Origin of the sequence: Methanobrevibacter boviskoreani JH1 (assembly GCF_000320505.1) — an archaeon.
In the GTDB taxonomy this organism is placed as follows: domain Archaea; phylum Methanobacteriota; class Methanobacteria; order Methanobacteriales; family Methanobacteriaceae; genus Methanarmilla; species Methanarmilla boviskoreani.
In genome coordinates this window covers 1-22,082 of sequence record NZ_BAGX02000008.1, presented here as the reverse complement: position 1 = coordinate 22,082, position 22,082 = coordinate 1, and the positions used below count along the sequence as shown (strand labels likewise).

Annotated in this window: 22 protein-coding genes; 13 read left to right on the top strand and 9 right to left on the bottom strand. The window is 28.7% G+C overall.

Going from position 1 to position 22,082, the window contains the following annotated elements; translation table 11 throughout:
* Positions 1 to 102: 102 nt before the first annotated feature.
* Positions 103 to 480: a 30S ribosomal protein S8e gene (locus ON24_RS01315; RefSeq protein WP_040681662.1), complete on the bottom strand. Its 378-nt coding sequence runs from the start codon at positions 478 to 480 to the stop codon at positions 103 to 105.
* Between the two features lie 294 nt (positions 481 to 774).
* Positions 775 to 1,485 (bottom strand): DNA polymerase domain-containing protein, encoded by a 711-nt coding sequence (locus ON24_RS01310; RefSeq protein WP_040681661.1) that lies wholly within the window; start codon positions 1,483 to 1,485, stop codon positions 775 to 777.
* 237 nt (positions 1,486 to 1,722) lie between these two features.
* On the opposite strand from ON24_RS01310, the gene ON24_RS01305 reads away from it, so the two are divergent.
* On the top strand, positions 1,723 to 2,400 hold the full coding sequence (locus tag ON24_RS01305; protein ID WP_040681660.1) for a TIGR02253 family HAD-type hydrolase: 678 nt from the start codon (positions 1,723 to 1,725) through the stop codon (positions 2,398 to 2,400).
* A gap of 407 nt (positions 2,401 to 2,807) precedes the next feature.
* Here ON24_RS01305 and xth read toward each other — a convergent pair whose 3' ends face one another.
* Positions 2,808 to 3,581 carry an exodeoxyribonuclease III gene (gene xth, locus ON24_RS01300; RefSeq protein ID WP_016358732.1) on the bottom strand — a complete coding sequence of 258 codons (774 nt, stop codon included), beginning with the start codon at positions 3,579 to 3,581 and terminating at the stop codon, positions 2,808 to 2,810.
* Between the two features lie 261 nt (positions 3,582 to 3,842).
* On the opposite strand from xth, the gene pheS reads away from it, so the two are divergent.
* From pheS to ON24_RS01275, 5 genes are all read left to right on the top strand, one after another.
* Positions 3,843 to 5,405, top strand: coding sequence for a phenylalanine--tRNA ligase subunit alpha (gene pheS / locus ON24_RS01295; protein WP_040681659.1), 1,563 nt, complete (start codon positions 3,843 to 3,845; stop codon positions 5,403 to 5,405).
* Between the two features lie 321 nt (positions 5,406 to 5,726).
* On the top strand, positions 5,727 to 6,572 hold the full coding sequence (locus ON24_RS01290) for an amino acid ABC transporter substrate-binding protein (RefSeq protein WP_016358734.1): 846 nt from the start codon (positions 5,727 to 5,729) through the stop codon (positions 6,570 to 6,572).
* A 5-nt stretch (positions 6,573 to 6,577) separates the two neighbouring features.
* Positions 6,578 to 7,225, top strand: a complete 648-nt coding sequence (locus ON24_RS01285) for an amino acid ABC transporter permease (RefSeq protein WP_040681717.1) — start codon at positions 6,578 to 6,580, stop codon at positions 7,223 to 7,225.
* Positions 7,226 to 7,235: 10 nt separating this feature from the next.
* The gene (locus ON24_RS01280; protein ID WP_016358736.1) at positions 7,236 to 7,919 is read left to right on the top strand and encodes an amino acid ABC transporter ATP-binding protein; all 684 of its coding nucleotides are present in this window, start codon (positions 7,236 to 7,238) and stop codon (positions 7,917 to 7,919) included.
* A gap of 71 nt (positions 7,920 to 7,990) precedes the next feature.
* Positions 7,991 to 8,818, top strand: a complete 828-nt coding sequence (locus tag ON24_RS01275; protein ID WP_016358737.1) for an amino acid ABC transporter substrate-binding protein — start codon at positions 7,991 to 7,993, stop codon at positions 8,816 to 8,818.
* Between the two features lie 321 nt (positions 8,819 to 9,139).
* Here the strand turns inward: ON24_RS01275 and ON24_RS01270 are convergent, their stop codons facing one another.
* On the bottom strand, positions 9,140 to 10,060 hold the full coding sequence (locus tag ON24_RS01270) for a manganese-dependent inorganic pyrophosphatase (RefSeq protein ID WP_040681658.1): 921 nt from the start codon (positions 10,058 to 10,060) through the stop codon (positions 9,140 to 9,142).
* 220 nt (positions 10,061 to 10,280) lie between these two features.
* Positions 10,281 to 10,808, bottom strand: a complete 528-nt coding sequence (locus ON24_RS01265; protein WP_016358739.1) for a nitroreductase — start codon at positions 10,806 to 10,808, stop codon at positions 10,281 to 10,283.
* Between the two features lie 235 nt (positions 10,809 to 11,043).
* On the opposite strand from ON24_RS01265, the gene ON24_RS01260 reads away from it, so the two are divergent.
* On the top strand, positions 11,044 to 11,523 hold the full coding sequence (locus ON24_RS01260) for a pyridoxamine 5'-phosphate oxidase family protein (protein WP_040681657.1): 480 nt from the start codon (positions 11,044 to 11,046) through the stop codon (positions 11,521 to 11,523).
* A 199-nt stretch (positions 11,524 to 11,722) separates the two neighbouring features.
* Positions 11,723 to 12,319 carry a TetR/AcrR family transcriptional regulator gene (locus ON24_RS01255; RefSeq protein WP_040681656.1) on the top strand — a complete coding sequence of 199 codons (597 nt, stop codon included), beginning with the start codon at positions 11,723 to 11,725 and terminating at the stop codon, positions 12,317 to 12,319.
* 253 nt (positions 12,320 to 12,572) lie between these two features.
* Here the strand turns inward: ON24_RS01255 and ON24_RS01250 are convergent, their stop codons facing one another.
* Together ON24_RS01250 and ON24_RS01245 are read right to left on the bottom strand one after the other, a co-directional pair.
* Positions 12,573 to 13,508 (bottom strand): 3-hydroxyacyl-CoA dehydrogenase, encoded by a 936-nt coding sequence (locus ON24_RS01250; protein ID WP_040681655.1) that lies wholly within the window; start codon positions 13,506 to 13,508, stop codon positions 12,573 to 12,575.
* Between the two features lie 464 nt (positions 13,509 to 13,972).
* The gene (locus ON24_RS01245) at positions 13,973 to 15,319 is read right to left on the bottom strand and encodes an NCS2 family permease (protein WP_040681654.1); all 1,347 of its coding nucleotides are present in this window, start codon (positions 15,317 to 15,319) and stop codon (positions 13,973 to 13,975) included.
* 461 nt (positions 15,320 to 15,780) lie between these two features.
* On the opposite strand from ON24_RS01245, the gene ON24_RS01240 reads away from it, so the two are divergent.
* The 3 genes from ON24_RS01240 (at position 15,781) to ON24_RS01230 (ending at position 17,976) form a co-directional block, all read left to right on the top strand.
* Entirely contained in the window at positions 15,781 to 16,725 is a 945-nt protein-coding gene (locus ON24_RS01240) for a calcium/sodium antiporter (RefSeq protein ID WP_040681653.1), read from the top strand.
* Positions 16,726 to 16,903: 178 nt separating this feature from the next.
* Complete coding sequence (locus ON24_RS01235) at positions 16,904 to 17,641, top strand: AzlC family ABC transporter permease (RefSeq protein ID WP_040681652.1); 738 nt, start codon at positions 16,904 to 16,906, stop codon at positions 17,639 to 17,641.
* Positions 17,641 to 17,976 (top strand): AzlD domain-containing protein, encoded by a 336-nt coding sequence (locus ON24_RS01230; RefSeq protein ID WP_040681651.1) that lies wholly within the window; start codon positions 17,641 to 17,643, stop codon positions 17,974 to 17,976. Before ON24_RS01235 ends, ON24_RS01230 begins: the two co-directional genes overlap by 1 nt.
* Before the next feature lie 242 nt (positions 17,977 to 18,218).
* On the opposite strand, the gene fdhD is transcribed toward ON24_RS01230, so the two are convergent.
* Positions 18,219 to 19,049 carry a formate dehydrogenase accessory sulfurtransferase FdhD gene (gene fdhD / locus ON24_RS01225; protein ID WP_040681650.1) on the bottom strand — a complete coding sequence of 277 codons (831 nt, stop codon included), beginning with the start codon at positions 19,047 to 19,049 and terminating at the stop codon, positions 18,219 to 18,221.
* A 475-nt stretch (positions 19,050 to 19,524) separates the two neighbouring features.
* The gene (locus ON24_RS01220; RefSeq protein WP_016358748.1) at positions 19,525 to 20,175 is read right to left on the bottom strand and encodes a queuosine precursor transporter; all 651 of its coding nucleotides are present in this window, start codon (positions 20,173 to 20,175) and stop codon (positions 19,525 to 19,527) included.
* A 308-nt stretch (positions 20,176 to 20,483) separates the two neighbouring features.
* On the opposite strand from ON24_RS01220, the gene ON24_RS01215 reads away from it, so the two are divergent.
* Both ON24_RS01215 and ON24_RS01210 read left to right on the top strand, forming a co-directional pair.
* On the top strand, positions 20,484 to 21,053 hold the full coding sequence (locus ON24_RS01215) for a DNA-3-methyladenine glycosylase I (RefSeq protein WP_040681649.1): 570 nt from the start codon (positions 20,484 to 20,486) through the stop codon (positions 21,051 to 21,053).
* Positions 21,054 to 21,415: 362 nt separating this feature from the next.
* Positions 21,416 to 22,042, top strand: coding sequence for a hypothetical protein (locus ON24_RS01210; protein WP_040681648.1), 627 nt, complete (start codon positions 21,416 to 21,418; stop codon positions 22,040 to 22,042).
* Positions 22,043 to 22,082: the final 40 nt, after the last annotated feature.

Below are 22,082 nucleotides of genomic sequence, written 5' to 3'. Positions count from 1 at the left end.
AAATATGAAGTATTTAGATAGAAAGAGAAATTATACAGAAGAAAACTACAATAAATCTAAATAATTATAGGAATAAAAAAAGAAAAAAATAATAGAAAGTGCTTATAATAAAACACCAGAAATAACACCAGTTTGACCTGGTCTTGAGGTAACTTTAGCTTTACCTTTAGCAGTTTCTACAACTGCACCTTTAGTAATAATGTTCCTTCTTACATAGTTAGGGTTAGCATTATTTTCTACAACATCTAAAATATCAAGAACTTCAGCCTTATTATTTTTTGGATCTACAACATTGATTTTGTTTCCACCATCTAATCTAAGCTTTTCGTTTCCACCACGAGTTCTGATTTTTCTTAACCTTTTACCAGCTAATTTAGTTTCTGCAGAAGCTCTTCCTAATTCTGATTTCCTTTTTCCACGGTTGGATCTTAATCTTCCACCAGATGGACTTCTGATTGATTTTCCTTGACTAATTGCCATTATTTCACCTAAATAAAATTGATAGTTAATTTTTCAAATAATAAAATAATTTTAAAATCGCAAGACTTAAACAACCCTCAAATAAATAAGTTAGCAAGAAAAGACTTATTTATATTCTTATTAGATTAAAGAATAATAGAGCAAAAAGAGTCATCTAAGAATAATGATAATAATATATTAAATTTTTCTAATATATAAATGTATTTAAAAAGAGCATTTTTTAGGATAAAAATAAAGATTATAAGAAAATAAAATCTTTAAAAAATAATGTTGGCATTGGTTAAGTGTGATTTATTAGAAGAATGAATCCAATGTTTGCTGTTTATCCGGACTGTCCAAATGTTCTAATTCACTTTCACTATATCCGAAGGAACTCATGATACGTGATACCGCAGGAACTAACTGATGTTTGACATAATAAGTTATATCAAATTCAGTATTTTCATCGACATAATCATAAGGAACAGCCCTAGAACTTATAGAACCTTTTCCTTTAACTATAACATATCTTAATATGTCTCCCCTTTTAACTTTAAGTCCGTGCTCTTCCATAATATGTGCCGCAACAACATGAGGAGCTATTTGTTTATATTTATCCAAACTTTTTGTAATCTGGGTATGTATAACCAAGTCATCACGATTGACTTCCCTTGAATGGAGTTTCTCCAGTGCTTTTTTAATAACTTCTGCAGCCTTGTCAACATTACCCTCATTTAATATTGCCATCAACACATCTTCCTGTGCATTTTTAGCAATTGGTGCCCAGTCTCTTCTTACAAGTTCCAAACCTTTTGCAATAATATTTCCTTCCTCTATTACCGCATATCTTTTTTTAGTTACAAAGAAGCCCCTTCTGTAGAATCCCTCATATTCAAGTTCCATTACCTCAGGTAAACTTGCATTATATTCTTTTAAAAACTCCTGAGCCGCTTCTTTAATAGTCTTCTCAAGTTTTATTTGTTCCGGACTCTCTTCAGGCCTTTCCTCAGATCTTTCCTTTAACAATTATAGCACCTAAAAAAATTCATATATATTTAATTATTTTAAATTTAAAAAATTTATAATTTTTCATCATATAATTTATCCGAAAAATTAATTATTAGACAAAACCTATCTAAAACAAATATAAATATTAATAAAGAATTTTCAAATATAATATTAATAATATATTGTTATTAAATTATATTATTATATTCATTAAAAAAAAAATTATAGGCGAGAATATGGAAGAAAATTGTTCAGATAAAGCAGTATTTTTTTGATATTGATGACACATTACTTGATACTTCTTCATTTGCAGAAACTGCAAGACATGCTGCAATAAACAATATTGTCGAGAATGGACTTCCTATTGATGAAGAAGAGGCATATGATATTTTTAAAGAGATCATCGCCGAAAAAGGCTCAAACTATGGTAAACATTTTAACGTACTTACAAAAAGGGTAATCGGTGCAGAGGATCCCTATCTTATAGCACTTGGTATGACAACCTACCATAACGTTAAGTTCTCATTACTCCAACCATTTCCAAGAACTATTGCCATATTAATTTACCTTAAACAAAAAGGTTATAAAATAGGCGCTATCAGCAATGGGATAACCATTAAACAATGGGAGAAACTCATCAGATTAAACTTACATCCATTCTTTGATATTGTAATAACCTCAGAAGAGGTCGGTTATGAAAAGCCACATCCACAGATATTTATAGAGGCGCTTAAAAGAATTCATTGTAGTCCAGATAAAAGCGTTATGGTTGGAAATAAATATGAGACAGATATTGAAGGAGCATTAAACGCAGGAATGAGTGGAATACTTGTAAACTCAGAATTAACCTATGAACAAGAACAAAGGATTGAAAATGAAAAACTTGACGTGATTGTTCTAAACAATATCTCTGATGTAGACACAGTATTATAAAATCAATTCTTTTTATTTATTTTTAATTCCAATAAATGGACATAGTTACATTAAAAAAAATTCATCCCTTTTTATTTATTTTTAATTTCAATAAATGTACATAGTTACATTAAAAAAAATAAACATCAATAATCCTGTTTTTAAGAACATAGAAAAAACAGAAGCCATTTATCTCATTGTTAAGTTTAAATAAAGATGAACATAATTTATATTAAAAAAAGAACATTGACAACTTGTTTTTAAACACGAATCAAAAAATATAAACATATTAAAAAAAATGGAATTTAACCGGTTCATTTAACCTCAATAAATACAATTTAGTGAAAAGAACAACAATCCTATTTTTAAATATGAAGAAAAAAACATGATTAGATTAAAAAGATAAAACCTTTTAACAATAATTATAGTTAAACCTTAATTTTAAGTCCAATTGGACAGTGATCTGAGCCCATAACATCAGATAATATATAAGAATCCTTTACATGAGACTTAAACTCGTCGTTTACAAAGAAATAGTCAAGTCTCCATCCCACATTTCTATCCCTTGCCCTAGTCCTATAACTCCACCAGGTATAATTATCAGGGTCCTGATTGAACATTCTAAAAGTATCAGCATAACCATTATCCAAGAATTTACTAACCCATTCCCTTTCAATAGGTAAAAATCCGGAGGTCTCCTCATTCTCTTTAGGTCTTGCAAGATCAATAGGCTTATGGGCCGTATTCAAATCTCCACAAATAACCAGATTATAACCTTCATCCACTAGACCATTGGTATAATCTAGAAAAGCATCATAAAAATCCATCTTATATTGTAATCGTTCCTCACCGGAACCGCCATTAGGATAATAGATATTCAATAGTGTAAAATCATCATAATCAAGTCTTAAAAGTCTTCCCTCAACATCGAATCTCTCAATACCCATTCCATTAATAACCTGATTAGGCCCTTCTTTTGAATAAGTTGCAACTCCACTATAACCCTTTCTCAAAGCTGAATTAAAATAGGATTTATAACCTGGAACATTAATCAATTTTCTTGGAAGTTGGTCGATTTGAGCTTTGATCTCCTGAATAGATACAATATCCGCGTCTTCCTTTTGAAGCCAATCTATAAAACCTTTTCTATGAATTGCCCTAATACCGTTTACATTCCATGAAATTAAATTTAATTCATCCATAATAAACACCAATACCATAATTTATTAACTTAAAATCTATAAATTTTAAAAAAAAAATAACTTTAAAATAAACTAGAATAATTCTAAAAAATTAAATAATTTTATAAATTATCTTAAATATATATTATAATATTATATTTAGTAATATAAAAAAATAATTTAAAATTACAATTACTAAAAGTTAATTTTATTAAATAATTAGGAACTTAGGAAAAATAGTTTCCCGATTATGATTACTTTGAAAAAGATTTAGGTGTGAAAATGACTGATATTTCAAAAATCATCGAAGAATTACCTTTTTATGAAAAACTTTTATTAAAAGATTTAGAAGAGAATGAGAACATTCCTCCTGAAGAAGTTGCAAAGAAAGATAATATAAACATAAAGTCTGTAATGAGTGCTGCAGGTTCCCTTGCTGCAAAAGATATTATTACTGTAAATAAAAACACAGAAGAGAAGGTCAAGTTATCAAAAGCAGGTAAGGAATTTGCAGAAAAAGGATTACCTGAACGTAGAGTATTGAATGTCTTAGCTTATGAGAAAGAAATACCTATGAAAGACCTAGCTAAAAAATGTGGCTTAGACAAAAAGGAAAGTGTTATTGCTCTCGGTTGGTTAAATAGAAAAGGATGGGCCAAAATAGATAAGGGTACTTTGAAAATCACTGATAAAGGTGAGGAAGCTGTTGATAATTATGGTGAAGATGAAAAGATTCTTAAAAAGCTATTCTCAAGTCAGGGAATCCTTAAAAGTGAATTAACCGAAGATGAACTTAAAGGTTTAAACACCATTAATAAAAGAAAAAACCTCATTAAAAATAAAAAAATCACCTCCCATAGTTTCAAATTAAATCAAATAGGTAAAAATATTATTAAACATGGATTTGAAATTGGAAACAGAAAAGAAGAGGCCACCCAACTTACCCATGAGGATTTAAAGAATGGAACCTGGAAAAACCTACATTACAGACCATATGACATTAATGCTGAAACACCTAAAACATTTCCAGGAAAGGCACATCCCTTAAGAAAGATTATTGAGGAAATCAGGGAGATTTTCCTAGACATGGGATTTACAGAATCAAACGGAACCACACTTGACTCCGCATTCTGGAACTTTGATTCCCTTTTCCAACCACAGGATCATGCAGCACGTGAGATGCAGGATACATTCTATGTGAAAAATCCGTCAGAATGTAAGCTTCCTGATGAGAAGATTGTTAAAAATGTGGCAAAAACCCACGAGGATGGTGGAAACACCAAAAGTACAGGTTGGGGTTATGATTGGGATGTTGATGTTGCAAAACAATCTGTTCTTAGAACACATACAACAGGTATCTCAACCAAATACCTAGCAAGTCATGAACCACCTTTGAAAATGTTCTCAGTCGGTAGGGTATTTAGAAGGGAAACCATTAATTATAAACACTTACCTGAATTCCACCAAGTGGAAGGACTTGTAGCTGCTGAGGGAATTAGCTTCCAACACTTACTTGGAATATTAAAAGAATTCTATAAGAAATTAGGATTTGAAGTAAGATTTAGACCTGCATACTTCCCTTATACCTATATGTCCTGTGAATGTGAAATCTACCTGGAAGAAAGACATGACTGGATTGAACTAGGGGGAGCTGGAATGTTCCGTCCAGAAGTACTTGAACCATTAGGCATTAAGGTTCCCGCATTGGCATTTGGTATAGGTATCGAAAGACTTGCTATGATTAGATATGACATTTCAGATATTAGAATGTTGTATAAAAGTGACATTAAATGGTTAAGGGATATTCCATTGGATAATGGAGTAGAATTAAAATTTGATTATTAATCATTTAATCCCTAGATTATTAAAAAACAAAATTTAATATATAAAAAAAATGTTTAATTAAACATTTACTCTTTTTTTACTATTTTTTATTATGAAATTATACAAAATATTGAATAGTTTAACTAATTTTATTAAATATTCATTTTCCAAATAGTTTGCAACTTTTATTTAAAATTCAATTTGAATATTTTCTACTGAAAACACTATTTTTTAAAATAGAATTAAATAAAATTAAATATTTTAAGAAACAAAAGTTATAATATCCATACATGATTTTTATTTAATGATAATTTTATGTATAGATAACATTGAGGAGAGAAAATGAATAAAAAAATTTTAGTTTCCTTAAGCATTATGATTATTATAGTAATAGGCTTATTAATTGTTCATTTTTCATATGCCAATTTAGGAGGTGAAACTTCTGCCAATGACAACGATGACAATACCCTTGTTGTAGGATTTGATGCGGAATTTCCACCCTATGGATTTAAAGATGATCAAGGAAACTATATAGGATTTGATTTAGACTTAGCTCAAGAGGTTTGTAATAGAAATAATTGGACTTTGAAAAAACAAGCCATTGATTGGGATTCTAAAGACACCGAACTCAATTCTGGAAGTATTGATTGTATTTGGAATGGTTTTACCATGGAAGGTAGAGAAGATCAATACACATGGTCTAAAGCATATATTGACAATAGACAGGTAATTGTTGTTAAAAATGATTCTGATATAAATAGTCTTTCTGATTTAAGTGGTAAAACAGTTGAAACACAGAAAGATTCATCTGCTTTAGCAGCACTTCAAGGTGATCAGAAATCATTAGCACAAAGCTTTAAAAAGTTAACACAAGTTGCCGATTATAATACTGCATTTATGGACTTAGAATCTGGAGCCTGTGATGCGGTTGCTGTAGATTATGGTGTAGCCAAATACCAAATAACAACAGGTAATGATTCAACTACATTTAAAATACTTGAAGAAAATATTTCTACAGAACATTATGGTATTGGATTTAAAAAAGGCAATACGGAGCTAAGAGATAAAGTACAGAAAACTCTAGACGAAATGTATGAAGATGGAACAGTCCAGAGAATTGCTAAAAAATACAGTAATTATGGTGTTCCAGAATCACTTAGAAATTATACCAAAGATGAGGAGATTTGAAAGAAATGATGATAGACAGTATGATAATTCAAATCTGCGATGGTATGTTAACATCTATTGAAATCTTTGTATTAACATTGTTATTCTCACTTCCTTTAGGATTATTAGTATGTTGGGGAAGGATGAGTAGCTTCAGACCAATAAGTTGGTTAATGAAAGCATATATATCAATTATGAGAGGAACACCTTTAATGCTTCAATTGATTATTATATTCTTTGCACCATACTATGTTTTTGGAGCGCAACTATCTGACACCTATAGATGGATTGCAGTAATAATAGGATTTTCAATAAATTATGCAGCATACTTTGCAGAGATTTATAGAGGAGGAATAGAGTCTATTCCAAAAGGGCAATATGAAGCGGCACAGGTATTAGGATATTCAAGATTACAAACATTCTTTATAATTATATTCCCACAAGTAATCAAAAACGTACTTCCTGCAATTACAAATGATGTAATTACCCTTGTAAAAGATACTTCATTATCCTTCGTAATAGCAATTCCAGAGATGTTTACCGTTGCAAAACAAATATCTGCAGCACAGGCATCTATAACCGCATTAATAGTAGCGGGAATTTTCTATTATATATTCAACTATTTAGTTGCAATATTCATGGAAGGAGTAGAAGAAGAACTAGACTATTACTAGGAGGAATACCATGAGTTTACTCGAGATGAAAAATATTAAAAAGATATATGATGGAAAAGAAGTACTTAAAGATGTTTCCGTAAATGTTGAAAAGGGAGAGGTACTTGTAATTATCGGACCATCAGGATCTGGAAAATCCACATTGCTTAGATGTGCAACCAATCTTGAAACACCAGACGGTGGTGAAATTAAATTTGATGGACAGATGGGATTAGTATTTCAGGAATTTAACCTATTCCCCCACCATAATGTTCTCAAAAACATTACCAATGCCCCTATAAAAGTTCAAAAAAGAAATAAAAATGAGGTGAAAGAAGAAGCACTTCAATTACTTAAAAAATATGGTCTTGAAGGAAAGGAGAATTCCTATCCAAATGAACTTTCCGGTGGACAAAAACAAAGAGTGTCTATCGTAAGGGCATTAGCAATGCATCCAGATATACTCTTCTTTGATGAACCAACCTCTGCATTAGATCCAGAACTTACTGGAGAAGTTCTCAAATCAATTAGGGAACTTGCTAATGAGCACATGACAATGGTAATAGTTACTCATGAAATGAGTTTTGCACGAAAGGTTGCAGATAGAATAATATTTTTGGAAGATGGAGATATAATCATTGAAGGAACACCTGATGAGGTATTCAATTCAGACAATCCAAGAATAATCAACTTCCTCGGTAAATTTGAGGACTGAACAATCTCCAAAATTATTCTATTAAAAAATTATTTTTTTAAGATTAGAAAAATGATTTAGGGAGGAGAAGAATGAATAAAAAAATACTAATCTCCCTGAGTATAATGCTAATAATAATAGCTGGACTATTATTTATTCATTTTGAATATGGTTCAGAAGGTGTAGGATCATCAAACCAGAAGACATTGGTTTTAGGATTTGATGCACAAACTCCACCTTACAGTTACAAAGACGATAATGGAGCTTATGTTGGATTCGACATAGACCTAGCTCAGGAAGTTTGTAAAAGAAATAATTGGACATTGAAATTACAAGTAATAGATTGGGATACAAAAGATACAGAACTTAACTCAGGAGCTGTTGATTGTATCTGGAATGGATTTACTATAAATGGTCGTGAAAACCAATATACCTGGTCCAAACCATATGTAAATGCAAAACAAGTTATTGTTGTAAGAAAAGATTCCGATATCCAAGATTATGATGACTTAAATGGTAAAACAGTTGATGTACTTAAAGACTCATCAGCACTGAAAGCTTTACAAGGTGATCAAAAATCCCTAACACAAACATTTAAAAAATTGGTCCAGGTCGAGGATATTAATACAGGATTTATGGATTTGGAATCAGGTGGTTGTGATGCATATGCTGTTGATTATCAATCAGCGGAATATCAAATAGCCCAAAGTAACAACTCCAATTTCAGAATATTAGATGGAAATATTTCATCTGAACAATATGGAGTTGGATTTGAAAAAGGAAATACCGAGTTAAGAGATCAAGTACAAAAAACATTAGATGAGATGTACAATGACGGTACTGTAGAAAGACTTTCTAAAAAATACACAAAATACGGTGTGCCAGATTGTCTTATCAACTACACAAACATGTCATATTAGAGATATAAATTATTATCTCTAAATACTCATTTCCTTTAAAACAAAATACTGTTTTTAAAATTTAGAATATGAATTTGAATCACTATTTCTTAAAATCTTTAAATAGAAACTACTGCTTTTAACCAATTCTAAAATGACACATAAATATAATAAACTATAAAGAATACCATTTTTTACCATTTATAAAAAAAAAGATGTTTAAAATTTATCAAAAAACAAAAAATCATAGAAATTACTATTTTTAATCAGATCTATAGAAAATAAGTGAGTTTAAGCTTTAAAAAAAATAAAACAAGAGTAAAAATTAAAAATAAACTGAAATTATGCATTTTCAGTTAAGATAGGTATAACTTGTTTTTTACGGGACACTACACCTTTAAGTAAAGCGGTGTTATCCTTTAATTCCACACCATAAGCTTTTTCTACAAGATCTGCATCTTTACCAAGTACTATTACCTGTGAATTACTGTTAATAATATCAGTAATTAAAAGAATGAAAATATCCAAGTTTTCATCTTCAATAATCTTATTAATTCCTGCCTCTAATTCATCCTTCATTTCTAAAACATCAGGAATACTTGCAGTATTAACCTGGTTTATAATAGATTTAACATTTTTTAAATCTACCTGTTTAGCATCTAAACTTAAGATTTCATCAATTGAAAAGTCGGATAAGTCAGTACCTGCTTTTAACATGTCTAAACCATATGATTCATAGTCAACATCTGCAATTTTTGCAAGTTCCTCAACTGCTTTAATATCATCATCTGTAGTTGTAGGAGATTTTAGAAGTAAAGTATCAGAAATAATTGCAGATAACATTAAAGAAGCGATTTCTTTTGAAATTTCAACATTATTTTCATTATACAACTTGTATAAAATAGTTTCACTACAACCTACAGGTTCCGCTCTATAGAATAAAGGATAAGAAGTTTCTAAAGAGATTTTATGATGATCCACTACCTTTAAAATATTAAGATTTTCTAAATTTTCAACAGACTCAGAGGGACTGTTATGATCTACCAAAATTACATCTGAACCGTCTTCAATAGAGTCGATTAATTTAGGTGCATCTATATTAAAATAATCTAAAACATATTGAGTTTCCTTGTTTAAGTTTCCTAATCTACAAGATACTGCATCTTCATTACCTAGTTCATGTTCTAAATTAGCCATTACTAAACTTGAAGTAATTGAATCAGTATCCGGATTTTTATGTCCAAAAATATAAGTTTCTGCCATAATATCATAACATTAAATTTTTTAAAAATAAAATTCGTATAATAAATAAAAATTATATTATTATGTCTTATATTTATTTAGATACTAATTATTAAGTTTTAGTATAAATGATTACAAGACGAATAATGATTTTTAATTTTTTATTAGAATTAAAAAATAATAGTTATAAAAACAGATGAATATAAAAACAAAAATAAAAATAAAGTAAAAAGAAATGGAATTAATCAATATAATATACCCTATTATCTTTTCTTGGTGCTGCCTCGGGAATATCCTCATCAATATAACCTATAACACAGTGACCAATACCTTCATAATCACCGTCTATACCTAAATCTTTTAATACTTTCTTATATTCATCCATTTCAAATTCTTCTTTTGCCCTATGAATCCAGATGCTACCATAACCTAAACCGGAAGCTGCAAGAAGTAGATTTTCCATTACCACACTACCGTCATAAACATGAGTATGTGTAGATTTATCAGCAAGGACAATTAATACAACAGGACCATTATAGAATGGATCTAAATCCTCAGGAAATCCTCCGATTTTACGATTAACTGTAGCCAATTTATCCCTAAATTCCTTATTTGTAACGGCAATTATTATTGGAGACTGTAGGCCCCTACCACTAGGTGCATATAAACCTGCTTTAATAATCTTATCAATATCTTCTTTTGGAACCATATCAGATTTAAATTTACGAATACTACGACGATTCATTATTTCATCAATTAAATCACTCATAAAGTCACCTGTTAAATATATCATTAACAATAATCAATCTTTTAAAGACTTTTGAAAAATATAGTTAATTATCTATTTAATTATAATTAGTTTAGAATAAATAAATTTAATGTAAAAAAAACTCCCTTAAATATGGAAAAATTAATAGAAATATGAAAACAAGTATCTAAAACAAAATAGAAAAATATTAATATAAATATAACCAATTAATGAAAATCATGATATTAGTGATAATATGAGAAGAAAAAATAGAGAAGTTAAAGACCTGAAGACAATTATTGAAATTATTGGCAGAGCAACAACTGTAAGATTAGGTATTAATGATAAAGAATACCCCTATATTGTTCCCCTTTCTTTTGGATATGAACTTGACGGTGAAGACATTATTATTTACTTCCATGGTGCAAAAAAAGGTTATAAAAATGATTTAATGAGGAAAAACGATAAAGTTTTTGTTGAATTAGATAACTTCATAGAATATCAATTAGGTAATAATGATCCCACTACAATCTACCAGTCAGTCATGGCACAGGGAAAAGTTGAAATTATTGAAGATTTTGATACCAAGGTCAAGGCACTTCAACTATTGTTAGACCATTGCAATCTAGGTAAACTTAACGAAAGCGAACAATACATAAATGCAACTAATGTTGGTAAAATAAAACTTGAAAATATAACTTGTAAAACAAATGATAAAAATATTCTAAAAAACTAATTTATAAAAATTTTACAAAAACACAATAAAAAATCATTAATATATGAAAATGTATAAGTTTTAAAAAAACCAATTCAAAAAATTTTAATATTATTAAAAATATATACTAATAAAATACAAAAAAATTTTTAATTAAACGATATAACAGTATTTTATAAAAAAAATTATACATTTGTGTATTAAATCAATGATGATTAAAATGATATTAAATGATAAAGTAAACGAAAAACTGTTTAAAAGTTTGGCAGAACTTCTTATTGAAAAGCCTTATGAAAAGATTAAAGTTATAGATATTTGTAAAAATGCCAATATACCTAGAAGTACCTTTTATTACCACTTTAATGATAAAAATGAGTTATTACAATTCGGAATTAAAAAAATATCCGGTGAAATTACCACCGAAGTAATGGAAATTGAAGCGGATAACTTTCCGGATTATGCCGATCAATTAAAAAATATAAGTTTAAACTATTTGAGGGAATATGAGGATGTATACTCTGCCCTTGCAAAAAATGATAAGGAAATTGTAAGTCTTAAAATTATCTGTAATATGATAAAAGAGGACATAAAAGAAAAGATCCACAATGAATATACTGATAATGGCTCTGACATATCTATTGACTTTACAATAGAGTTTATAATTGGAGGATATGAAAACTTAGCTAGATACTGGTTTAAAAATAATGACAGATATTCTTTAGATGATGTTAAAAACACCCTTCTAGTTTCAAAGCCATTTCTTGTAAGGATAATTAAAGAAAATTTGAAAGAAAAAAATGAAAAGAATAGTAATTAAAATAAAAATACCATCAAACACATTATAAAACAATCCAAATAAAAAAAATACCATCAAATACTTTAATAAATTAACTTAAATTTTAAAAATTAAAAGAAATAGCTAAAAAAAAATAAAATTAAAATAAAAATACCATCAAACACATTATAAAACAATCCAAATAAAAAAAAAAATACCATCAGATAATTTCATAAATTAACTTAAATTTTAAAAATTTAAAAAAAGGTAAATAGAATTACCTTAAAAAAGAAATTTAATATTTGTAGAATCCTTCACCAGCATTAACACCGGTTTTACCTGCATCAATCTTTTCTTTTAGATTAGCAGCTATTTTGCCTGGAACAGTTTCAGGATCTTTAGCCTCAGGATTCATAATTACAATATTATATGCAGTAACTAATCCCACCACATCTAAAATTTGGAATGGTCCTGATGGTGCACCGGTTGCAAGTTTCCAAGTTAAATCAATTGTTTCAGGATCAGACACTCCTTTTGCCCATAATGCCTCGGCAGCAGATAAGAATGGTACAAGTAATGAGTTAAGAATATAACCTGGTTGTTCCTTTAATACCTTAAGTGGTACCATACCAATTTCTTTAGCAAATTCCACTACCTGATCAAAGTATTTCTGCTCGGTTTTTGGTTGAGCCATAATCTCTGCAGTATTATTCTTCCATATTTCATTAGCAAAGTGCAATGCTAAGTATTTATTAGGCCTACCAGTATAATCCGCAAATTGACTTGGAAGTAAAGTTGAAGAGTTAGTAACAATAACAGTTTTTTCAGGAACATATTTAGCGAAATTTTGATACAAATCAATTTTTTGCTCCGGATCTTCCGCTATAGCTTCAATGATTAAATCTGCATCTTTAACAGCCTCTTCATGACTAGTTGTCAAGGTTAATCCCTCATATGCAGAAATAGCATTTTCCTTTAATTGATCAATTTCCTCATCTGTTAATTCCTCTTTATCTGTAAAACCTCTGCAATAAGCATCGGGATTAGTTTTCATAGCTTCCAATGTTTCAAGATAAATATTCTTCAATCTTTCAAGTTTAGGTTTTGCTCTTTCAATAGAACCTTCACTTCTTAACCAAATTGTAACATTAAAACCCTTAAAAGCAGTTTGATATGCAATTTGGCTTCCTAAAACTCCGCTACCTGCTACAGTAACATTTTTAAATGCCATCTTTTTAACCTCCTTTTAAAATGTTGTAAAGTGTTTGAAATCTTAATATAAATCAATTTTCAACACTGAACATATTAAAATTAATTAATAATATAAACTTATCCCATATTTATAATTTTTTATATGATTTTTATAAAAAGAAGATTAAATAATACAAAATAATTAGAAATAATTAAAAAATATACATAAATAACTAAACTATTATAAAAAATATACAATCATATATTTTAAATTAAAATAAAATAAAACTGTTTAAATAAAAAACAATACAAAAAGTCAGAAAAAAAAGCATATATTTTTTATAAAAAAAGACATTTTAAACATGGTCTAATTTTTTAAAGATTCTTAAATTTAAAAAAATGAACTCCAATTAAGTTATATTTCAAATAAAATACTTAACTCTAGAAGTGGAAAATAAGAAAGAAATAGAGATTTAAAATCCCTATTTAAAAAGTGTTTAAAGATCAAAGTCCAAAGAATAGATAGAAAACAAATATAATTGCCAATATCCAGACAGACCAATGTAGCTCTTTAGCTTTACCTGAAGCAATACTAGTAACAGCATAAGTTACAAATCCAAATGCAATACCTAAGGTAATTGATGAGGTTAAAACCATCATTAAAATAGTTGCAAATGTGGATGAGATTGTAACCAAATTACTCCAGTCAATATCCTTAAGTTGAGCCATCATCAATATTCCAACTACAACCAAACAGGATGTGGTAACTGGTGAGGTAAATAATGATAGGATTGCAGGTGCAAAGAACATTGCAATTAAAAAGAAAATTCCAGTAAATATTGCAGTTAAACCGGTTCTACCACCTAAACCTATACCAGTTGCACTTTCCACATAAGCGGTAACAGGACTTGATCCTAAAACAGTACCTATTAATCCCCCAACGGAATCTCCAATAAATGCTTTATCAATTCCTTCAAGTTCACCATTTTCATCTTTTGAAAAACCTGCCTGATTACCTAAACCAACTAATGTTCCTGTAGCGTCAAAGAAGTTAACTAATAAAAATGAGAATATCACCATTATTATATTAATTACCTGTGAGGAGAACAATTCACCAAAACCTGAAAGGAATCCTCCTACCAAGGAATAATCAAAATCAACAGAAACCACTTGATGAGGAACTGCAGGCATTAAAGTAGGAGTATTTGCTCCAAAACCTAAGAATGTAAAGATCACACCAATAATTGATGTTATAATTAAACCTATGAATACAGCTGCTGGAACTTTTCTAACATATAAAATTAAAGTAATAGCTATACCGATTAACGCTAAAAGAGGAACAGCACCAGTTAAATTACCTAAAGCAATAATGTTTGCTTGATTTGCAACCACAATTCCTGAATTCTTTAAACCTACAACAGCTATAAAAAATCCTATTCCCGCACCAATAGCTAACTTCAAGTCATTTGGTATAGCATGTAAAATAGATTCCCTTAAACCTGAAATAGTAATCAAAAAGAAAAGTATAGAAGCTATAAATATAGCAGCTAAACCTGCCTGCCATGAATAACCCATACTAATTATAACAGTATAAGTTAACAAAGCATTCAAACCCATACCAGGAGCAAGACCAATCGGATAATTAGATATTAATCCCATTACTATACAAGCAATACCTGCTGCAAGGGCAGAGGAAAAGAAAATAGCTGTAGCCGGCATACCACCTTCAGACAACATAGTGGGATTTACACCTAAAATATAAGACATAGCTAGAAATGTTGTAAGCCCGGCTAAAAATTCAGTTTTAATGTCCGTATTTCTTAATTTCATTTTAAAATAATCATTTTCCATATAAACACCTAAAATAAAGCTTAAAAACCCAATAATCATGGAAAATAAAATATATAAAAATAGTATTATTTTATATAATAATATTAAAACTCCTTATTCAATTAAAATCTTTAAGCCCTATAAGAGTATATATAACATTAAAAGATTATAAATTTTCTTAAAAATGTTTAATATTAGACTAAAAAATAATAAAAAATGAATGTTTAAATATAAAACTCCAATATCCTTTTAAAAAGATAAAAATATACAAAGTAATATAAAACAATTGAAATATTGATTTAAATAGAAAAAAACCAAAGGTTTTTTAAAAAATTTAAATAATAATTAAATAATTATAATTAAAATTATATTTCCATAAATAAAGTCAATATAAATAAATATATCTTATACAAAAAACAATATCCTATTAATCTAAATGATTAAAACAGATTTTCAGATTTAAAAATTACAAAGGAAAAAATATGGACTTAATTATAGAACTCATTTTACTTATTATTGGATTTGTACTTTTAATTAAAGGTGCAGATGTTTTTGTAGATGGAGCAAGTAATGTCGCATACCATTATAAAGTTTCCACAATAGTTGTAGGATTAACAATAGTGGCAATCGGTACAAGTGCCCCTGAGGCTGCAGTATCCATTACAGCATCACTTGCAGGAAGTAATGCTATTTCACTTGGGAATGTTGTGGGAAGTAATATCTTTAATATCCTGGGTGTAATCGGTATTAGTGCGCTAATTGCTAATTTAAAAGTAGATAAAGTATTAATTAAAAGAGATTTTCCATTCCTGATTATTTCAAGTATTGGACTTCTTCTAGTTGCATATCTGTTCGGAGAAATTAGCAGAATAATTGGTGCCATATTCCTGATTTTAATTGCAATATACATTTACCGTATGGTAAAGCAAGCAAATGAAAATAAGGAAAATAATGGAGACAATATTGTTGAAGCAAAAATATCCATACCACAATGTATCCTATACATTGTTTTAGGTCTTGCAGCAGTTATAATAGGATCCGACCTTGTTGTGGATAGTTCAAGTTATATTGCCTCATTATTTGGATTAAGTCAAGCGCTTATAGGACTTACAATCGTAGCAATCGGTACATCATTACCGGAGCTTGTAACCTCAATTACCGCACTTAAAAAAGGAGACCATGGCATAGTAATAGGAAATGTACTTGGATCATGTATATTTAACATTTTATTCATTTTAGGTATTAGTAGTGTAATTGTTCCAATGCCTATTGAACCAAAGATGTTAACGGACATTTTAATCATGACAATAATCACAATATTAGGTGCGATATTTGCAAGAAGTGAAGAGGAAATAGATAGAAAGGAAGGTATAGTCCTAATAATACTATTCTTAATCTACATGACCTTCATCATAATTAGAAATTAAATCCAATACCTTTTTTACTTTTTTTAAAAGATCAGAAATACTATAAACTTATAAAGCAAAATAAATATATTATAATTATAACCTTACTAAATTAAAGGGCTTTTTTTAGTAAATCGTTACTATTTTTTAAAGATTAATTTAAAAATAAACAATTTTATCAAAGAATGGAGGGTTTTAAATAGAAACTAGAAAAGAGAAGTTTATATATGGTGCAAAAAAAGGTTTTCCAATTGTTTATGGTTATATCCCTATGGGAATCGGATATGCTGCTTTAGCAATGAAAGCAGGATTTAACCCATTTCAAACTGTATCCATGTCATTTCTAGTATTTGCAGGAGCAGGTCAAATAATGGCTGTTTCTATGTTTGCACAAGGTGCAACATTATTAAATATTGTTTTGACTAGTTTTGTAGTTAATTTCAGATATTTTATAATGAACACGGTAGTTTATAATAAGTTAACAGAAAACACTCCAAAACTGAATGTCCTGTCTGCACATTTTGTGGTAGATGAATCCTTTGCCATATTTTCATTGATGGAGAAAAGTTCAATATGGGTCTATTTAGGTGTTAGCGTTATACCATTTTGTGCATGGGTTTTAGGAGCGGCAATAGGTGTTTTAGTATTAAATGCCCTTCCAATAATTGTTGCAAACAGTTTTAACATATCATTATATGCGCTATTCGTTGCAATTCTTATACCAAACATTAAAAGAAGTAAAAATATAGCCATCACAGTAATCATAACCGGAATCCTAAATTACTTACTATCATTTGTCATATCCCATTGGTCATTAATAGTTGCTACACTTTTAGGAGCTTTTATTGGAATGTATATTGTAGATGACGATGAGGTAAATATTAAACCAAAAACTGATGAAGACATTCAAAATGAAATAGAACTGGAGGCACAATAATGATTAATATATATGTTTTAATTTTATTATGTGCACTTGTAACATTTATCCCTAGATTAATACCTGCAATAGCAGTGGATAGATTAAATTTTGGTCCTAAATTTGAAAAATTCTTAAATCTAATTCCATATACTGCATTAGCAGCATTAATATGTCCAGGTGTAATAACCGTTGATCCTAACATATGGTATGTAGGTCTTGTAGGGGCGTTAGTTGCAGGAGGATTGGCTTGGAAGAGGGTTTCAATTGGTGCAATTGTGATTATTACAGTAATAGCACTAATCATCTTATATTCAATAATCCCCTATTTCGGGTTAATAAGTGTGGTATTATAAGAAAAACTAATAAAAAATCTAGTTTTTCTACCTATTTATTTAATGAAAAGATATAAGAATCTTCTTTACTTATTTTAGAAAACATAAAAAAATTTCAACCTATCCTATAGATTTAATAAAAATATAAAAAATGTTTTTCAACGTTTAAATAAAAAAAATAAGAAAAAACAGGAAATAGCTTGAATATTTATCAATCCTAACTTTTAAAATAAAAAAATAATAAAAAACAAGAGATATTCTAATTATTGATTTAAATTAACTCGTTCTGGAGCGGTATATAGATTAAACCTATTACCACGTACAAATCCAACCATGGTAATATTGGCTTTATCTGCAATCTCATAACCGGAACCTGCTGGTGCAGCATTAGATATTAAAATAGGTATTCCTACCCTAACCACTTTTATAAGCATGTCAGCAGGCATTCTTCCACTATATCCCACATAGCATTGACTTAGATCATAGCCTTTTTTTGCTGCAGCCCCAATAACCTTATCAACTGCCACATGTCTACTTACATCCTCACGGGTAATATATTCCCCTTTATAAACCAACTGTGCAACATGAACGCTTCCGGTTGCCTGCCAGACCTCTGCCTTGTCAGTCAATCTTTCCATATCCTTAATGATCTGACTTGCATCTATTGTTAAATCTGAATCATTAACCTGAATGTTCTTAAGTTCAGATCTCCATCCACCTGCACTGTCAGACATTACCCCCTGATATTCCAAAAGCCTACATGCACACACATGTTGACCATCACCCTTACGTTCCTGTAATATACTGTCGGTTTCAAAATCCTCTTCAGGAATATGATTGAATTTTGTTTTAATAATAACCCTATTGTCTTCAATATCAATACTTTCAATATCATCGGCCGTTTTAATCAGACCTTCCCCCAAACAGTAGCCAACCGCAAAATCGTCTAAATGTGTTGGATATGTTGAAAATTTCCTTGGCATTAAATTGTCAATGAAAAAATATATGTTTTCATCACCGACAGTATGCTCCTTTACCTTCTGAAAATTACCGTCCTTCCACTTAATTGCTGGAATTTCTTTAATAAAATCCATATTATCTACCTATAAATATTTATTAACAATGGTTATATTTAAAGATTTATATAAAAATACTAATTGAAAAAAGTAATTAATCAATTTTAATAATCCCAATAATGTTCAATCCATTTAAGGTGATATTCATCTTAATAAATCCTTTTTAAGAGCATATCCATCTAATAAAGATATTAAATGAATTTATACTTGTTATTAATAAGTATTAAACTCTTAAATATATAAAATTGTTTATATACAAAACTGCTTGAAACTAAAGGGATCAAAGAGGTTTATGAACCTTTTTATATACAAAACTAATTAAAACTAATGACGACTCTTTGAATTTAAAAGTGAGCTTTTAAAAAAAGATAAATCAAAAAAATAGCTAAAAACTAAAAAAAACGATTTTTAAATAATCAATAATAGAAAAAATATAAAAAAATAAAAAAAATTAAAGTTAGAAATATATTGTTAAAAGATTTCTAAATTTAAACTAAGCTTGTTCTGGAGCTCCTTTTTGAGCCCATTCAACTGTTCTTTTGGTAAATGGTTCAGCAATAATATTCCATATAATACTTAAAATCCAATGAGTAAATATCATAATAATGACATCCATAATTGGTACAGTAAATATGAAAGCTAATCCAATAAATACTATATTATCAACTAATTCACCAGTAATAATAGCCCCTAAATTCTTAACAGTAGAATAGGAATTAGCATTATCACCATTATTTACAATTGCAGTTAATCTTGCATTTACTAAATTACCAAGAAGATAACTAATATATGAAGCCACAAGAATTCTTGGAGTCTGAGTAAATACGAATTGTAAAGCAGGTCCCCCTGTGTAGTAAGAAGGTGAAGGTAAGAATAATAATAAAGTAGTCATGAAAACAAATAATATATCAGTACATAAACCAAGTATTAAAGTTCTATGAGCTGCCTTTTCACCATAAACATCAGTAATTACATTGGTTAAAACATAAACCAAAGGATAGATTAAAACACCAGCCGGCACTTGCATACCTAAAAATCCAACATCTATAATTTTAACTGTAATTAAATTTGATATAATAAAAGATACACAGAAGAATGCAGTAATGATTAACCTTTTTTCAGTATAATCAAAATTTGTATCCATAATATCTTATCCTATATTAAATAGTCCAATAAAATTAAAATTTTATTAGAAAAAACATCAAAATAAATTTAATAATTTTTAAAGTAAAATTAAATTACAATAATATTTTAATAAAAGACCCTTATAAATATTTGTTCAATTATATTGTAAAAATATCAAGTACATTTAAAAATAATGCTTTTACTTAAAAATATTCGTTCATCCATATTGTAAAAACGTCAATCAATAGGTAAAAGACAATAGTTTGACTTAAAGATTAAGTATTATTAAAATAAGAAAATAAAATAATAATGAAAAGAGGTGAGTGAATGGACAATAGAGAATTTAAAGACGGTAAAAATAGATGTTTCTGGTGCAACAACAAGAATGAACTATATATCCAATACCATGATGAGGAATGGGGAGTGTTAAACCTTGATGAGGACTATCTATTTGAGATGTTAATACTCGAGGCATTTCAATCCGGACTTTCATGGGAAACTATACTTAATAAAAGGGAAAATTTTAGAAAGGCATTTGATGATTTTGATATAGATGCCATTATTAACTATGATAGTGAAAAAGTTGAAAGTCTATTAAATAACAAAGGCATTATAAGAAATAGAAGAAAAATCGAGGCAACCATAAATAATGCGAGAATATTTAAAAATATTCAAGAAGAATTTGGAAGCTTCCATAACTATTTGAGGGAATTTATTCCAAATGAAGTTATTTATGATAGTGAAAGTACAGAATCAGAATTATCCAAAACATTATCAAAGGATATGAAAAAAAGGGGCATGAAATTTATAGGGCCAACAACAATCCAATCCTACCTACAAGCTATTGGAGTAATTAACGCTCATGATAAAGACTGCTTTAAATATGAGGGATCTTAATTTACCAATAATAAAAACGAATTCCTTAAGATTATGAAGATTAGAGAAAAATAGAATTAATAAAGTTAGATTCTAAAAAAAACCATATAAAAGGTTTAAAATCCAGAAACCAATAAAGCCAAATTCAAAAAAAACCATATAAAAGGTTTAAAATCCAGAAACCAATAAAGCCAAATTCAAAAAAAACCATATAAAAGGTTTAAAATCCAGAAACCAATAAAGCCAAATTCAAAATTATAAAAATTAGAAGAACCAACCAAGAAAGTTAAAATCCAAGGATTTAAAATGATAAATGATTAACTAATTAAGGGGGAATTAATATAAAAAAGAAAATTATTACAATACTGTTAATTTTAACAATATTGTCAATTAGTTTAAATACTATTCAAGCTGTAGATAGCTCCAATTGGAAAACCCAAAGAGTTGGAGATGTGGATTTTAAAATAGCTCCGGAGTTTGACAATGCACAGCCATATAATAATGACATCTATTATAGAACAAATGTAAGTGATTTTTCACTACGTAAGATGAATGATAGTCTTCTAGAAATAAATTATGCATCAGATATATGTTCCGGTAATCTCATTAAAATGGAAAACAAAACACTAGCAGATCACAGTACAGTGATACTATACGTCAAATCCAATTCTAAAGATAATATGACTGCCATTTACTTTACATCCAGACATTCCATATATTGCCTAACATTTAATGGAACTAATATAAGTTCAAATGTAAAGGAAATGATAAAAAATAGTCCGGAATCCACACTAAGCAATAAATCTTTTCATGACCAATTAAATGAGGTTCTAACCAATTATATTGTCTATGAAGGAAAGGATTATAATGAGTATGAACAATACTATCTGGATAATTTTTCATATGAAGATTTTAAACAATTAGAAGATGATTACTATAGGGAAGAAAATGATTATTACAATGATAATTATTATAATGACGATAATTATTATTTTAATGACTATTTTTAATCCTTTTTCTATTTGTTTAAACCATCTTAATTAAAAAATA